The sequence below is a fragment of the [Actinomadura] parvosata subsp. kistnae genome (assembly GCF_900323885.1).
GTDB lineage: Bacteria > Actinomycetota > Actinomycetes > Streptosporangiales > Streptosporangiaceae > Nonomuraea > Nonomuraea composti.
In genome coordinates this window covers 4,449,529-4,464,308 of sequence record NZ_OOHJ01000018.1, presented here as the reverse complement: position 1 = coordinate 4,464,308, position 14,780 = coordinate 4,449,529, and the positions used below count along the sequence as shown (strand labels likewise).

General features: G+C 72.0%; 16 protein-coding genes. 9 read left to right on the top strand and 7 right to left on the bottom strand.

What is annotated here, in order from left to right; translation table 11 throughout:
- Window positions 1-141 precede the first annotated feature (141 nt).
- From KIS93_RS41190 to KIS93_RS41175, 4 genes are all read left to right on the top strand, one after another.
- The gene (locus tag KIS93_RS41190) at window positions 142-879 is read left to right on the top strand and encodes a hypothetical protein (RefSeq protein WP_080042588.1); all 738 of its coding nucleotides are present in this window, start codon (window positions 142-144) and stop codon (window positions 877-879) included.
- 130 nt (window positions 880-1,009) lie between these two features.
- A complete protein-coding gene (locus KIS93_RS41185; RefSeq protein WP_080042589.1) occupies window positions 1,010-1,705 on the top strand; it encodes a DUF4344 domain-containing metallopeptidase in 696 nt (231 codons plus the stop codon).
- 16 nt (window positions 1,706-1,721) lie between these two features.
- On the top strand, window positions 1,722-2,426 hold the full coding sequence (locus KIS93_RS41180; protein ID WP_080042590.1) for a maleylpyruvate isomerase family mycothiol-dependent enzyme: 705 nt from the start codon (window positions 1,722-1,724) through the stop codon (window positions 2,424-2,426).
- A gap of 19 nt (window positions 2,427-2,445) precedes the next feature.
- Window positions 2,446-2,712 carry a DUF6343 family protein gene (locus KIS93_RS41175; RefSeq protein WP_080042591.1) on the top strand — a complete coding sequence of 89 codons (267 nt, stop codon included), beginning with the start codon at window positions 2,446-2,448 and terminating at the stop codon, window positions 2,710-2,712.
- Here KIS93_RS41175 and KIS93_RS41170 read toward each other — a convergent pair.
- A complete protein-coding gene (locus tag KIS93_RS41170) occupies window positions 2,683-2,922 on the bottom strand; it encodes a DUF3040 domain-containing protein (protein ID WP_080042592.1) in 240 nt (79 codons plus the stop codon). The genes KIS93_RS41175 and KIS93_RS41170 overlap by 30 nt on opposite strands.
- Before the next feature lie 129 nt (window positions 2,923-3,051).
- On the opposite strand from KIS93_RS41170, the gene KIS93_RS41165 reads away from it, so the two are divergent.
- Window positions 3,052-3,642, top strand: a complete 591-nt coding sequence (locus KIS93_RS41165) for a TetR/AcrR family transcriptional regulator (RefSeq protein ID WP_080042593.1) — start codon at window positions 3,052-3,054, stop codon at window positions 3,640-3,642.
- Between the two features lie 6 nt (window positions 3,643-3,648).
- Here KIS93_RS41165 and KIS93_RS41160 read toward each other — a convergent pair whose 3' ends face one another.
- From KIS93_RS41160 to KIS93_RS41150, 3 genes are read right to left on the bottom strand one after another with little or no spacing between them, the layout of a single operon-like run.
- Window positions 3,649-4,596, bottom strand: a complete 948-nt coding sequence (locus tag KIS93_RS41160) for a DUF1152 domain-containing protein (RefSeq protein WP_080042594.1) — start codon at window positions 4,594-4,596, stop codon at window positions 3,649-3,651.
- A 3-nt stretch (window positions 4,597-4,599) separates the two neighbouring features.
- Window positions 4,600-4,845: a type B 50S ribosomal protein L31 gene (locus KIS93_RS41155; protein ID WP_080042595.1), complete on the bottom strand. Its 246-nt coding sequence runs from the start codon at window positions 4,843-4,845 to the stop codon at window positions 4,600-4,602.
- Window positions 4,846-4,873: 28 nt separating this feature from the next.
- On the bottom strand, window positions 4,874-5,614 hold the full coding sequence (locus tag KIS93_RS41150) for an SDR family NAD(P)-dependent oxidoreductase (protein WP_080042596.1): 741 nt from the start codon (window positions 5,612-5,614) through the stop codon (window positions 4,874-4,876).
- Between the two features lie 140 nt (window positions 5,615-5,754).
- Between KIS93_RS41150 and KIS93_RS41145 the strand changes: the two genes are divergently transcribed.
- On the top strand, window positions 5,755-6,912 hold the full coding sequence (locus KIS93_RS41145) for an MFS transporter (protein WP_080047209.1): 1,158 nt from the start codon (window positions 5,755-5,757) through the stop codon (window positions 6,910-6,912).
- Window positions 6,913-7,075: 163 nt separating this feature from the next.
- Entirely contained in the window at window positions 7,076-8,950 is a 1,875-nt protein-coding gene (gene recQ, locus KIS93_RS41140) for a DNA helicase RecQ (RefSeq protein ID WP_080042597.1), read from the top strand.
- Window positions 8,951-9,504: 554 nt separating this feature from the next.
- Here the strand turns inward: recQ and KIS93_RS41135 are convergent.
- From KIS93_RS41135 to KIS93_RS41125, 3 genes are all read right to left on the bottom strand, one after another.
- Window positions 9,505-10,599, bottom strand: a complete 1,095-nt coding sequence (locus KIS93_RS41135) for a hypothetical protein (RefSeq protein WP_155128474.1) — start codon at window positions 10,597-10,599, stop codon at window positions 9,505-9,507.
- Complete coding sequence (locus KIS93_RS41130) at window positions 10,590-10,898, bottom strand: hypothetical protein (protein ID WP_155128476.1); 309 nt, start codon at window positions 10,896-10,898, stop codon at window positions 10,590-10,592. The genes KIS93_RS41135 and KIS93_RS41130 overlap by 10 nt, the downstream gene beginning before the upstream one ends.
- A 571-nt stretch (window positions 10,899-11,469) precedes the next feature.
- The gene (locus KIS93_RS41125) at window positions 11,470-12,471 is read right to left on the bottom strand and encodes a maleylpyruvate isomerase N-terminal domain-containing protein (RefSeq protein WP_080042600.1); all 1,002 of its coding nucleotides are present in this window, start codon (window positions 12,469-12,471) and stop codon (window positions 11,470-11,472) included.
- A 136-nt stretch (window positions 12,472-12,607) separates the two neighbouring features.
- Here KIS93_RS41125 and KIS93_RS41120 point away from each other — a divergent pair, with 136 nt between their 5' ends.
- Both KIS93_RS41120 and KIS93_RS41115 read left to right on the top strand, forming a co-directional pair.
- Window positions 12,608-14,230, top strand: a complete 1,623-nt coding sequence (locus tag KIS93_RS41120; RefSeq protein WP_080047210.1) for a CocE/NonD family hydrolase — start codon at window positions 12,608-12,610, stop codon at window positions 14,228-14,230.
- 214 nt (window positions 14,231-14,444) lie between these two features.
- A complete protein-coding gene (locus KIS93_RS41115) occupies window positions 14,445-14,780 on the top strand; it encodes a hypothetical protein (protein WP_155128478.1) in 336 nt (111 codons plus the stop codon).

Here is a 14,780-nt window from a genome sequence, read left to right as displayed (position 1 = left end):
GTGCTGGTTAAAGCCGTGATCAAATATTTTCTGTAACTTTAGCCAACCTTTCCCCATGATCGTGCCTCAAAGTAGTAGAGGGAGTCCGGCCACCCCGAAGCCGGCTCCGAAGTCAATACGGGGAGAGGAATCAGCACCCTCATGAAGAAGATCGCAGTAGGTATCCTTTCCGCCACTATCGGCGGTGCTCTGCTGGTGTCGGGCGCGGGAGCCGCTTCGGCCACGGCCACGCGGCACGACACCCAGCTCAAGATCCGTGACATCAGCCCCAACCCCGTCGTGGTGAAGAAGGGCTCCGAGACCACGGCCTACTTCGACGTCGGCGCCAGCTCGGACGTCGAGAAGGTCGAGCTCAGCGTCTCGCCCGCGGAGAACAACTTCCGCACGATGCGCACGAAGGACATCAAGGACCTCGAGGGCTGGCGCTGGGCCATCGGGTTCAACGAGAACGACTACGAGGGCAAGTGGAAGGCCACCGCCGTGGCCTTCGACAAGGCCGGCAAGGAGATCGCGAAGGACGACGCGTTCTTCACGGTCGAGATCGAGCAGGGCAAGCTCGACACCCGGATCTCCCGCTTCAGCGCCGACCCGTACAAGGTCCGCAAGGGCAAGTCGATCTACTTCGAAGGCCGTCTCCTGGCCGACGACGACGGCTGGGAAGGCGTCCGCGGCGAGAAGGTGAACATCTACTACAAGGCCAACTACGGCAGTGGCTGGAAGTGGGTGGCCTCCGACTGGACCGGTCGCGGCGGCAAGTTCTACGCCAAGACCAGGGCGTACAAGAGCGGCACCTTCCGTGCCGTGTACGCCGGTGACGACGAGCTCAACGGCTCGACGAGCCGCACGGACTACGTGCGCGTCTACTCCTGGCGCCGATAGTCACTCCCGCTGAGGCCCAGTCCCGCCCGGGGCTGGGCCTCCAGCTTTTCTCCTCCGGCAGGTTTAGCGATCACTCGTGGGAAGCATGGGAAGTCCCACGCGTTGATCGAACCCCCGAAGGAGCACCCGCATGCCGCATCCCGTCCTCGCCCTCGTCCTGAGCATGACGAGCACGCTGGGAGCGGCCCCGTCCCCCGAGCCGTCCGTCCGCTACGAACCTCCCGCATCGCCGCGCGCCGAGCAGGCCGAGCGGCTGCTGAAGGACACGGGCGCGCTGGAGACGGACGTCCGGCTGCCCGAGCCGGTCAAGGTCGTCGCCCGCGACTGCGAGGCGCCGAAGGCCACGTGGGACCACGGCAAACGCGAGATCACCATCTGCTACTCGCTCGTGGACCAGGTGCAACGCACGATCAAGGGCATCTCGCAGACAGAGGAGACCGGCGAGAAGGCCGCCGAGGCACGCGTGCGCGGCGCCCTGTCCGTGCTCTTCCACCACCAGCTCGGCCACGCGCTCACCACGCTCAACGGCATGACGGACGGTGAGGCGCAGGCCGACGAGTTCGCCGCGCTGACGCTCGTGGCCGACACGCCCAAGCGGGTGGTGGCCGCCGCCGAGGCCCGGCACCTGCTGGCCGGGCACGCGGGCATCGACCACCTGTCGGGCATGGAGCAGTCGGCCACGTTCGCCTGCCTGCTCTACGGCTCCGACCCCGGCGCGTACAGCAAGATCGTCAAGGGCGGGTGGGTGCCGCCCGAGCGGGCCCCGTCCTGCGCCGGCGAGCACGACCGCGTCAGGTCCGCCATCGGCGATAAAGTCCGGACGTGAGGGGTAGCGTCGGGGTATGGCCGACGAGCTGCTCAAAGACTTCAACCCGTTCGACATCTTCGACGCCGAGGCCGCCCGGCTCGACCGGTTCTTCTCCAGCCTCGACGACGCCGGCTGGCAGCGGCCGTCCCGCTGCGACGGCTGGTCGGTCCGCGACGTGCTGGCGCACCTGGCCGGCGAGGAGCTGTACAACCACGCCTGCCTCGACGGCACCGTGCCCGACCTGATGAGCCGGCTGGCCGAGGAGGGCATCGGCGGCTACAACGAGTTCAACGAGTGGTGCGTGCGCGAGCGCGCGGGCCTGCCCGTCGCCGACGTCCTGGCCGAGTGGCGCACGAAGAACGCCGAGACGCGCGAGCGCATGCGCGCGCTGGGCCGCGACGCCGTGCTCGACACCATGGCCGGGCCGTACCCCGTCGGGCACCAGACCTTCCACTACGACTCCGAGTACGCCACCCACGCCGACGACGTGGGCGCGCCCGTCGGCGAGGACGAGAGCGACGGCCGGACGCTGTGGCGGGTGGCGGTCGGCCGGTTCGTGCTGGCCGAGCAGAACGCCAAGGTGCAGGTCGAGCAGACGGCCGAGCAGATCTTCGCCGCCGTGGACGGGCTCACCGCCACGCTGTCCTACCCCGAGTTCGTCGAGGCCACGGTGGGCCGGCTGCCCGCCTCGCACGGCCTCGACCCGCGCATCGCCTCGGCACTGAGGTGTCTCGCCTGAACGTCCTGAGGAGGAGGCCATGTGGCTGCGTAACCGCGCGGGCACCGAACCGGTGACGGCCCGCAGCCCGCTGCGGGCGCGACGGGCCCTGTCGCTCGCCGCGCTGGTGCTGGGGGTCGTGGCGGCGGTGTTCTTCGCCGTGCAGGCCATGCGCACGGGGCAGGAGGTGTGGCGCTGGGAGGCCGCCATCGCCGCCGCCGTGGCCGTGATCGCCGCCATCGACCTGGTGGTGCTGCGCCGCCGCCGCTCGGGCTCGTCAGGTCGTCAGCACGGCCAGGAGCAGTAACACGATCACCAGGGCGGCCATCCAGAACAGCACCCAGACATGCGCCAACGCCCACATGCGCAACCGGTCACCGTACGGCTGCGGGGGCAGGTCGCCGCCCGCCTCGATCCGGTTGATGGCCGCGACGCGCTTGGCCAGCTCGGGGTCGTCCCGCTCCAGGGCGCGCTCGATCTCGGCGAGAATACGGCGTTCCCTTCCGGAGAGACTCATCGCACCACCACTGCTCTCACGCCGGTGACCTGTTCTTACCCACCGGTAGACCCCGCATGCCCGGCCGATGACCGGCGCTTGACGGTGATCACTCCGCGTGCCGACGCCGGAACTCTGGATAATGAGGGCATGTCGACACCGCGACAGCGTTACCGGGAGCAGGTGAGAAGGGAGATCAAGCAGGCCGCGCTCGCCCAGATCGGCGCGGGCGAGCCCCTGAGCCTGACGGCGGTGGCCAGGCGCCTCGGCATGACCGGGCCCGCGCTCTACAAGTACTTCGCCGGCCGCGACCGGCTGCTCGCGGAGCTGATCGACGACGGGCTGGCCGAGCTGGCGGCGGCCGTCCGCGCCGGCTCCCCCGCCGGCGGCGGCCCCCGCGCCCGGCTGCACGCGCTGGCCAGGGCCTTCTACGACTGGGCGCTGGCCAACCGGGGGCTGTTCCAGCTCGTGGCCGCGGCTCCGCGCCGGGCGGGCGTCGAGGAGGTGCTCGGCCCGTTCCTGCCGGTGCTCGGGCAGGGCCGCGCGGTGCCCGGCCTGGAGCCCCCGGAGTGGGCGCACCCGCCCGCCGGCGACCGAACGGCGGCGCTGACCGGGGCCGTGCTGGTGTGGGCGCGGTTGCAGGGGGTGCTGAGCGTGGAGCTGCGCGGCCCCTTCACCGGTACGGGCCGCGCGTTACTGACGGCCGAGATCGACTCCCTGGCCGACACCATGGGCCTCTAGTGCCTTCTAGTGCGGGAAGACCTTCGGCGGCCGGGGCGCCACCTCATCGCGGAACGCCTCGATCTCGGAGACGACCTGGCGCATGAGGACGGTGTCGCGCAGCCGGTCCAGGTAGAGCGAGCGCCGGGCCAGCGCGTCGAGGTCCACGGCGAAGCAGATGGCCATCAACGGGTTGACGAACAGCTCGCTGCCCTTCGTACGGTCGGTGAAGCGCACGTCCCCGAACTCCCCGCGCACGGCCGCCGCGATCGAGCCGTTCACGATGCTCGGGTACGCCGGCAGCTCGGCCTGGGCGTGCGCGACCGCGTCGAGGTAGAGCGCGCCCGCGCGCGTCGCCCTGGAGACGGAGAAGGCGCCCAGGTAGGCGCCCTCGCGTTCGAGCGCCGCGAGGTTCTCCAGCACCTGGACGTGGTTGATGCCGTGGTAGGCGTCCACGCCGAAGCCCAGGCAGGCCACCGCCTTGGTGGGCACGTCGAGGGCGTGGGCGGCGGCCAGGCTGACCATGTCCTCGGCCGGGGTGCCGAGGCCGGCCTCGTCGCCGCGCATGAGGATGTCGGTGCCGCCGTCCACCAGCACCACCGCATCGAGGCCGAGGTGCTCGGCGAGCCTGGCGTACGCGGCGCGCAGCGGCCGGACCCCCACCTTGGGGAAGGCGTACACGGTGGAGGGCAGGCCCTGGGCGGCCAGCCAGCGGGACAGGCAGCCCTCGGGGAAGTACCAGTCGCGGGCCTCGGTGCCGGGCCGGATCTCGGCGACGTCCTCGAACAGCCAGACGTCGAGGTCGAGGGCGTCGAGGCGGCTGAACGACAGGTTCGCCAGGTGCACCTCCTTGCCCGCCTCCCGTAAGGAGAGAGCGAGGGGCAACCCGGCGTACACGTCGAAGCCTCCGCCCGCCCCGGCCACGAGGATCCGGCGGGAACGCCCGAGCCGGGCGGACAGCGGCGAGTCGAGCATGCGTCACATCTTCCCGTACCTCTGCTTGAACCGCTCGACGCGGCCGGCGGTGTCGAGGATGCGGCCACGTCCGGTGTAGAACGGGTGGCTCGCGGAGGAGACGTCCACGTCGACGACCGGGTACGTCCTGCCGTCCTCCCACTCGATCGTCCTGTCGCTGGTCAGGGTCGAGCGGGTGAGGAAGGCGAAGCCGACGCTCGGGTCGCGGAAGACGATGGGGCGGTAGGCGGGATGCAGGTTCTTCTTCATGGCCCCTGCAACCATGTGGGAACGGTTTTCATTCCCGGGCTTCCGGATCCAGTCCGAGCACCGTCCGGCCGCCGTCCACCGGGATGGTTGCGCCGTTGACGAACGCGGCGTCCGGGGAGAGCAGGTGCGCCACCACGGAGGCCACCTCCGCCGGGGTGGCGACGCGGCCCAGGGGGTGCAACCGCGCCAGCTCCGCCGCCATTTCCGGCGTGCGCTGCCGCTCGTACCGCTCCGTGGCCACCGAGCCGGGGGCGACGGCGTTCACGCGGATGCCGTGCCGGCCGTACTCCACCGCCAGCGCCCTGGTCAGGCCCTCCGTCGCGGCCTTCGCGGTGGAGTAGGGGAGGCTGCCGGGGACGGCCCTGGTGGCCTGGTGGGAGGTGACGTTCACGATGGCGCCCGGGGTGCCGGCCTCCAGGAAGTGGCGTACGGCGGTGGCGCAGCCGACCACGGCCAGGTCGAGGTTGGCCGCGATCAGCGCCCTGACCTCGGAGATCGGCGACGAGTGCACGGAGGCGTCCCGGAACACGGCGGCGTTGTTGACCCAGCCGGCCAGGGTGCCCGACTCCTGGGCCAGGTCGGCGGCCCAGGCGGCGACCTCCTCGTCCGCCGCGTCCCCGATCACCGGGACGACCCTCGGGCCCGCCCACTCCAGGGCCTCCTTGTCGCGCTCGACGACCACCACGACGTCCCGTTCGCCGAGGAGCCGCTCCACCACCGCCCTGCCGATGCCGCGCCCGCCGCCGGTCACCACGTACGAAAGAGTCATGATCCGAAGTTATGCCGGGAAGGCGGGAAAGGGCGGTGATTATTCGGCGGCGAAGTGACCTTTATCACCGTATTTACCGCAAGTGAACGGGAACAAATGAAGGCGTGATCGCCACCGCGGGACCGAAGGCGCCGGCGCGAATGATCGGCGCACTCGCGATCACGCAGACCGCCGGATACGGCATTCTCTATTACGCCTTCTCCGTGTTCATCCCGCCCATGTCGCGCGAACTCCACGCCGGCGTCGCGCAGCTCACCGGGGCGATCACGCTGTCCGTCCTCGTGTCCGGGCTCGTCGCCCCGCTCATCGGGCGCTGGCTCGACCGGCACGGCGGGCGCGGCCTGATGACCCTCGGGTCCGTGCTCGGCGCGCTGGCGGTGCTCGCCTGGTCGCAGGTGCGCTCCGTGGTGCAGCTCTACCTCGTGTGCGGAGTGCTCGGCGTGGCGTCGGCCATGGTGCTGTACGAGGCGGCGTTCGCGGTGATCGTGGCCTGGTTCGACGCGGCCCGGCGGGCGCGGGCACTGCTCGCCGTCACCGTCGTCGCCGGGTTCGCCTCCAGCATCTTCCTGCCGCTCACCGGGCTCCTCGTCGAGCTGTACGGGTGGCGGCGGGCGCTGGTCGTCCTGGCCGTCGGGTACGCGCTGACGGCCGTCCCCCTGCACGGGCTCGCCGTCCGCGGCCGGGCCGCGCCCGCCCACGTCGACCGGGGCGAGATCGTCGGCGCGGCACTGCGCGAGCGGCCCTTCTGGCTGCTGGCGGCGGCCTTCCTCACCCAGACGGGCGCCGTGGCCGTCATGGGGGTGCTGCTCGTCACGTACCTGATCGCCCTCGGCCACGCCCCCGTCTTCGCCGCCGGAGTGGCCGGGCTGCTCGGGGTGCTGTCCGTGACGGGGCGGCTGGTCACCACCGGGCTGCAGGCCCGCTGGCCCGTGGCGCTGATCGCGGCGGCCATCTTCGGGCTGCAGGGCCTCGCCGCCGTCCTGCTGCCGCTGATCGGGCGGGACGCCTTTGGGGCGGTGGTGGCGGTGGTGCTGTTCGGGCTGGGGTTCGGGGTCGGCACCATCGCCCGTCCCGCCCTGCTCGCCGACCGGTACGGCACGGCCGCGTACGCGTCACTGAGCGGGGCGCTCGCCCTGCCCATCACGGTGGCCAAGGCCGTCGCGCCCTTGGCGGCGGCCGGGGTGGCGCAGGTCGCCGGGTATCCGGCGGTCATGGGGGTGGTGGCGGTGGCTTGCGTGCTGGGGGCGGTGTCGCTGGTGCTCTATGCCCGGGTACGTCCGGCGGAGGCGACCGGGTAGCGACTCGCGCACGCTGCCGGGGAGCGGCCTTCGGGCGGTGCCGGGTTGTCGGTCGTGGCGGCTAGCATCGCCAAGGTGTGCATGCAGGAACCACCGGCGCTGCTCCGCTCCGCCATCGGCGGAACTGACGATCCGCTCATCCCCGAACACGTAAGGTAGCCGCATGGATACCCCCACCGAGGTCCTGCACCGCGTGTTCGGCTACGACTCGTTCCGGTCGGGCCAGCAGGAGATCATCGACCACGTCGTGGCCGGCGGCGACGCCCTCGTCCTGATGCCCACCGGCGGCGGCAAGTCGCTCTGCTACCAGATCCCCGCCCTGGTGCGAAAAGGCGTGGGGGTGGTCATCTCCCCCCTGATCGCGCTGATGCAGGATCAGGTCGACGCGCTGCGGGCGCTCGGCGTGCGCGCGGGGTTCCTCAACTCGACGCAGGGCTTCGACGAGCGGCAGCTCGTCGAGTCGGAGTTCCTGGCCGGCGAGCTCGACCTGCTCTACCTCGCCCCCGAACGGCTGCGCGTCGACGCGACGCTGCGGCTGCTGGGCAAGGGCGACATCGCGGTGTTCGCCATCGACGAGGCGCACTGCGTCGCCCAGTGGGGCCACGACTTCCGTCCCGACTACCTGGAGCTGTCGAAGCTGCGCGAGCTGTGGCCCGAGGTGCCGCGCATCGCGCTGACCGCCACCGCCACGCCGGCCACGCACGCCGAGATTTCCTCCCGGCTGGGCCTCGACCAGGCCCGCCATTTCGTGGCCGGCTTCGACCGGCCCAACATCCACTACCGCATCACGCCCAAGAGCGAGCCCAAGCGGCAGCTGCTCGACTTCCTGCGCACCGAGCATCCCGGCGACTCCGGCATCGTCTACTGCCTGTCGCGCTCCTCCGTGGAGAAGATCGCCGAGTTCCTGGTGGAGCACGGCATCGCGGCGGTGCCGTACCACGCGGGGCTCGACGCCCGCACCCGCGCCCACCACCAGGCCCGATTCCTGCGCGAGGACGGCCTGATCGTGGTGGCCACGATCGCGTTCGGCATGGGCATCGACAAGCCCGACGTCCGCTTCGTGGCCCACCTCGACCTGCCCAAGTCCGTCGAGGGCTACTACCAGGAGACCGGGCGGGCGGGGCGCGACGGGCTGCCCGCGACCGCGTGGATGGCCTACGGACTGCAGGACGTCGTCCAGCACCGCCGCATGGCGATGGAGGGCGACGACGCCCACCGCCGCCGCCAGGTGCAGCACCTCGACGCGATGCTCGCGCTCTGCGAGACCGTCGGCTGCCGCCGCATGATGCTGCTCGACTACTTCGGGCAGAAGGGGTCGCAGCCGTGCGGAAACTGCGACACCTGCCAGACCCCTCCCGAGTCCTGGGACGGCACGATCCCGGCACAAAAGGTGCTGTCCACGGTGCTGCGGCTGCTCAGGGAGCGGCGGCAGAAGTTCGGCGTGGGGCAGGTGGTCGACATCCTGCTCGGCAAGAAGACCGCCAAGGTGCTGCAGCACGGGCACGACACCTTGTCGGTGTTCGGGGTCGGCACCGACCTGGGCAACGCCGAGTGGCACGGCGTGGTCCGCCAGCTCCTGGCCCAGGGCCTGCTCGCGGTGGAGTCCGACTACGGCGCGCTGGTGCTCACCGACGACAGCGCGGCGGTGCTGCGCGGCCAGCGCGAGGTACGCCTGCGCCGCGACACCCACCGCCCCGCCCGCGCCAAGACCTCCTCCGGCACCAAGCCCGCCCAGGCCGCCGTGGAGCTCCCCGCCGAGGCCGCCGCCCTCTTCGAACGCCTGCGCGCCTGGCGCGGCGCCACCGCCAAGGAGCAGGGGGTGCCTGCCTACGTCATCTTCCACGACGCCACCCTCCGCGAGATCGCCACCCTGGCTCCCACGTCGCTGGCGGAGCTGAGCAAGGTGAACGGCGTCGGGGAGAACAAACTGGCCAAGTACGGGGAGCAGGTCCTGAGCACCCTCCACGGAGACGACGCCACCCCACCACCTGCGCAGCAAACCCTGGAAACACCCGAGGAGGACGACACACTGCTCTGAGCCTGCTCCGAACGGGAGGGCCCGTGGCCTGGGGGCGCTCGGGGGGTGGCGTGCGTGGTGTCATAGTGCCCCACCGCCCGCCGTGCCGCCGCAGAGACGACGCGCCTCGTCACCGGCGATCCGGGCGGTCAGTCTCAGAGGCGGCCCGCCTGTGAGCCGCAGATCCGGGCCGTCGGTCTTAAAGACGGGCCGCCGGTGAGCCGCAGATCCGGGCCGTCAGTTTAGAGACGGGCCGCCCGTCAGCCCCAGATTTGGGCCGTCAGTCCCAGGGACGGCTCGCCCCGAGCGGCAAACGGCCCGTCAGCCACAAAAACGACCCGTCAACGGCAGGAGCAGCCGTCAGACGCAGCAACGCCCCGGCCAGCGGCACCACGGCCCTCGGCCTCAGAGACCACCCGTCAACGGCAGGAGCAGCCGTCCGCCGCAGCCCGGCCAGCGGCCGAACGGCCCGTTCGACCTGCCAGCGGCGAACGGGCCGTCGAGCTGCAGAGACGACCTACCAACGGCAGGAACGACCGTCGGAGTCGCAGAGACGACCCGTCAGAAGGGACTCATCATGGATTCACGCCCGTCCCGACGCAGTTGGGGCACGTCCGGCCGTCCTTGAAGGGGTCGTCGCCGCTGCCGCCGCAGTAGTCGCAGGTCTGCCCCGACTTCCCGGGCTTGTCGTGAGACTCGTTGCTGTTGCGCTTGGGCAGCCAGGAGAAGCCCTCGTCGTCGTCCTTCTTCCGCCCCATGTTCATCCGGGTCCCGTCCAGGGCCGGCGCGTGACCGGGCAGGCCCGCGTACGCCGGGCGCGGCGTCGACCCTGCCAGCCGGGTCCCGAGGGTGTCGGCCGCGCCGCGCAGCCGTCCCGCCGCCTCGCGCAGCAGGGCGATGGCGCGGCGGACGACCGGCACCGCCACGTCCCGCAACCGGCGGCCGAGCTCGCGGACGACCTCGCCGATCGCGACCCGCGAGGCCAGCACGTTCGCGATGCCGGCCAGCCGCCCGGCCGGGCCGCCGAGGGTCGACAGGGCCAGCTGGCGGGCGCACCAGGCCAGGCGGGCCAGCACGACGGTCTTGGCCGCCCTGATCTCCATCGCCGCAAAGCCGAGCGCGGCGGCCGTCCAGCCTGCCGCGCGCAGCACGTCATCGGCGCCGCCCGCACCCGCCATGGCGGTCCAGTGACTGACGAACGCGTCCCCAGCCGCGCTACCGCCCCCGACGCCACCGGCTGCGCCGTTACCCCCGGCGGTGCCGCCACCCGCGCCGTTACCCGCAAGGGTGCCGCCACCCGCACCATTGCCCCCAGCAGCGCCGCTGCCTGCGCCATCGCGCCCAGGGGTGCCGCCACCCGCGCCGTTGACCCCAGGGGTGTCGCCGCCCGAACCACCACTCGCACTCGCCAAGGCGGCCGTGCCCTGAGCCGCACTCGCCAAACCCGTCACACCGCCGGTTCCGGTCGTGAGGCCGGATGCGCCGGTCGCGGCGGCGAAGCGGGTGGCGGCCTGGCGCAGGTCCTGCGTTCCTGGCTCGACGTCCTGCAAGAAGGTCGAGATGGTGCCGGCGAGCCGTTCGAGCTGGTCCTCGTCCCACAGGAACAGCTCGGCGGACAGGCCGACCAGGGCCGCGGCCTCCGCGTACTCGGGCGGGAGCGTCAGACCCATGACACGGGCACCGGAGTGAGAGCGGTGGCGGGTGCCGTGGCGCGGCTGTCGGCGGAGCGTGCCGCGGTCACGGAGGCCGACATGCCTTCGGCCGTGGACCCGTACGCCTGTGCGGTGCGGTCGGCCGTGTCCAGCAGCAGCCCCGTGAACTCCTCGATGGCCGCCGCCAGGTCGGAGCCCTCGGCACCCACCGGCCCGGCGGCGGCCAGGTCGGCGCGCAGCCTGGCCACAGCCGTGGCGTAGGTGGACGTGCCGTGCACCGCTTGCCTGGCGGACGTCTCGGCCGTGTCCACATCCATCCGCATACGGTCGGGCATTGGGACCCCCTGCTCACCTCTCCGACATCGACGAGCTTCTCAAGGGTGAACGGCGGACGGACCTGATTCAAAGATCGTGGAAACGTCTCAGCGGAAGGGGGCTTCGAGCGTCGGCCAGTGGGGCGGCTCAGGCGGGCAAAGCGGGGGCTGGATGAGCCGCGCTGGGCAGGGTGAGCCGCGCTCGGAAAGATGAGCCGCATCCGTGCAGGTGAGCCCGGGTGGGGGCGAAGTGAGCTGAGGGCGTCAGGTGGGGTGGGCGGCGTGGTGGTGGCGACGGCCGCACGAAGAACGGTCGTCGCCACCACGTTGGTCGGCCGGTCCGCGGCGATGTCGTGCGCCGCCTCGCGGATCGGGCCGCAAGGTTCCCGTCGCCCTGGACGGTGTGGTCTGGGTGGTCGCCCCGCCGTGCCGGGTCGGCCATAACCGATCTTCTCACCGTATCGGACAGGACGTCGCGGATTCCGCCAAGAGTGGTGCCGCGATATGTGGTCTGACTTTCCGTACATGGTGATCGTACGGCGTGGCGGCGGTGGATGTGAGGGCGGGCGGGTGTTCAGTCCTCTCCCGGTCGGTCGCATCCCGGTCGGTCGTGGTCTGGCCAGTTGGGGTGGCGGCCGAGGTGGGCGAGGAGGTGGTCCTGGGTGGGTGCGTACATGGGCAAGGTCACCGGGCGGGCGAAGCGGGCGGGACGGTCGGCGTTCGTGACGAACAGGTGGGCCAGGTCGAGCAGATCCTCCGCGAGGTGCGGCGGGATCGGGCGGGGATCGCCGCAGGCCCTGGCCACGTCCCAGGCGTGCACGGTGATCTCGACGGCGCCTGCCGCGGCCACCATCGGGCTGGTCAGGTGGCGGTCGTGGACGGTGACGAGGTCGGCGGTGATCAGGGCGGCCCATCTGCCGAGCACTTCTGTGGCGCTGTCCCTGAGGAGGAGGGCGGGGTTGGGGGCTTGGAGCGCTGGTTCCGGCCGAGGTCCAGACACAACGGCACCGGCCGTCTCCACGGGTGTGGGTTGCGACGCGGCACTGAAGGTGTCTGCCGCCTGCACCGGCGGCGCGGGCGGTGTGCCAGGCGCAGGGATGCCTGCCGCCTGCACCGGTGACGCGGGCGGTGTGCCGGGCGCGGGGATGCCTGCCGCCTGCACCGGTGACGCGGGCGGCGTGCCGGGCGTGGGGATGCTCGTTGTTCGCGAGCCGAGCCCACCAGCGGTGCCTGCGGTCCGCGGGCCGGACGTGGGGGTGCCTGGTGTGCGTGGGCATGGCACCGCGGGCGTGCCTGTCGTGCCGGGTACGGCGGGTGGGGTGGCCGGGGTGGTCGCCTGGTGTGCCGTCGGAAGGGCAGCGCCGTGGGCGAGGAGGATGTGGCCGGTGGCGGCCTCGTCCAGGGTTTGGAGGGAGTCGCCCAGGTGGGCGAGGAGCTGGTGGAGGTTCCAGCCCGTGCAGGGGGTGGGGCGGCACAGGGCCGGCGGGGTCACGATGCGCAGGCTGCCGAGCGCGTAGTCGATCGCCCGTTCCAGCAGCGCCACGCCTGCCGTCAGTGCCCGTTTCTGGTCGCTCATGTCGCCTCCTCACAAGTGCAGACCCGGGGGTGGGGGAAAAGTCATCGCGTCCGCCGGCGAACGGGGCGGGGACGATCCTCTTCGTGCCGGGAGGCGGGCCGTACTCTGGGGCGGAGCGAAAGGATCTGCCATGGGGATGCTCAGCAGACTGATCGATCGACTTCTCGGCCTGCCCGAGGCCACCGTTCGGGACATCGAAGTGGTCCATGACCTGCGCGTTCCGATGCCGGACGGGGTCGTGTTGCGGGCCGACCGTTACCGGCCGCGCGGGTCGGAGCCGTTGCCGGTGGTGCTGGTGCGCACGCCGTACGGCAAGCACAAGCTCGACGCCAAGGGGACGGCGCGGGTGCTGGCGCGGCGCGGCATGCAGGTCGTGGTGCAGAACGCCCGGGGCACGTTCGGGTCGGGAGGCCGGTTCTCGGCCTTCCACCAGGAGAAGGAGGACGGCCTGGCCACGGCGGCGTGGTTGCGGGAGCAGCCGTGGTGTGACGGGCGGCTGGCGATGACCGGGGCGAGTTACCTGGGGTTCACGCAGTGGGCGGTGGGGCCTTACCTGGATCCGCCGCTGGAGGCCATGTGTCTGGGGGTGACGGCCAGCGAGTTCAGGACGACGTTCTATCCGGGCGGCGTGTTCGCGCTGCACAACCTGCTGACGTGGGCGGCGCTCATCGGCACGCAGGAGGAGGCGCGGCTGGGCGGGATGCTGCCCGGCCCGCGCGGGGAGCGGCGGTTGCGGCGGGCGATGGCGCACGTCCCGCTCGGCAGGTCGGACGTGGCCGCGATCGGCAAGGAGGTGCCGTTCCTGCGGGAGGCGGCGGCGCACTCCGGCGCGGGCGACCCGTTCTGGACGGACGTCGACAACAGCGCGGCGGCGGTCAAGATGACGACGCCGACCAGCATGGTCACCGGCTGGTGGGACCTGCTCCTGCCCGCCCAGCTCCGCGACTACGCCGCGCTGCGCGAGGCCGGGCGGCGCAGCAGGATCCTGATCGGGCCGTGGGGGCACGACCTGGGGGCGTTGCGGGCGTTCCTGGCGGAGGAGGTGTCGTGGTTGTCGGCGCACCTGCTCGGCGACACCGCCCAGCTGCAGCGCTCACCCGTGCGGCTCTACCTGCAGCGGGCCGGCCGCTGGCTGGACTTCGAGCGGTGGCCGCCCCCGCAGTCGGTGCCGACGCCGCTGCACCTGCTCTCGTACGGCAGGCTCGGCTGGAGCGCGCCCGGCGAGAGCGCCCCCGACACGTTCACCTACGATCCGGCACATCCCACCCGCACCGTCGGCGGGCCGCTCCTGGACATGCGGCAGGGCAAGCAGCGCGACAACCGTCCCATCGAGGCCCGCCCCGACGTGCTCGTCTACACCGGCGGGCCGCTCCCCCGCGACCTCGACCTGATCGGCCCGGTCTCGGCCACCGTGTACGTGCGGACCGACACGGGGCACGCCGACGTGTTCGTCCGGCTGTGCGACGTGGACGCGTCCGGCGTGTCGCGCAACGTCACGGACGGCATCGTGCGGCTGCCCGCCGGGAGCGAGGGCGTGGTGAAGGCGGAGGTGGAGCTGCATCCGACCGGGTACCGGTTCCGGCGCGGGCACCGGCTGCGGGTGCAGGTGGCGGGCGGCGCGTTCCCGCGGTTCGCCCGCAACCACGGGACGGGCGAGCCGGTGGCGGAGGCGGTGCGGACCCGGGCCACGCGGTTCGAGATCTTCCATGACGGGACGCATCCGTCGTCGCTCACGCTGCCCGTGTTCGGGGGGCGGTAGGGTCGGAACCTTTCTCTCGCCGCCCCGGTAGTGAAGGCGAGGAGGTTCGATGCGGTTGATGAAGGTTTGTGCCGGGGTGGTTGTCGTGGTGATGGTGGCCAGTGGGTGTGCCTCGGGCGCGGGGGCGGGCTCACGTACGGACGTCAAAGCGAGCCCGAGCGGCGAGGCCAGCCCGCGCCCGACCGCTACCGGCGCCGGCTGTCACGGCACGCCGGTGTTGGAGGGAGAGGGCTTCCCCGAGGTGCGGGGGACGGCGCGGGACGCCGAGCTGTGGGGGTTGCTGTTCGTGAAGGCCACCCCCCTCAGCGCGGGCGACGAGGTCAAGATCGTGTGGCGGATGACCGGGGAGGGCCCGCTGCGCGCCCGGGCGGTCCACCCGGACGGGACGCTCGCCAGGCCGGTGTGGGGGCCGGAGGAGCATGGGAGCTCGACCTGGCGGCGGCCCGGGCAGGAGTGGGGCACGGGGTTCGTGTTCCCGAAGCGGGGGTGCTGGAAGGTCGAGCTGTCCCGCGACCGAGGTTCGGGGCACGTCTGGCTACCCGTCCACTAG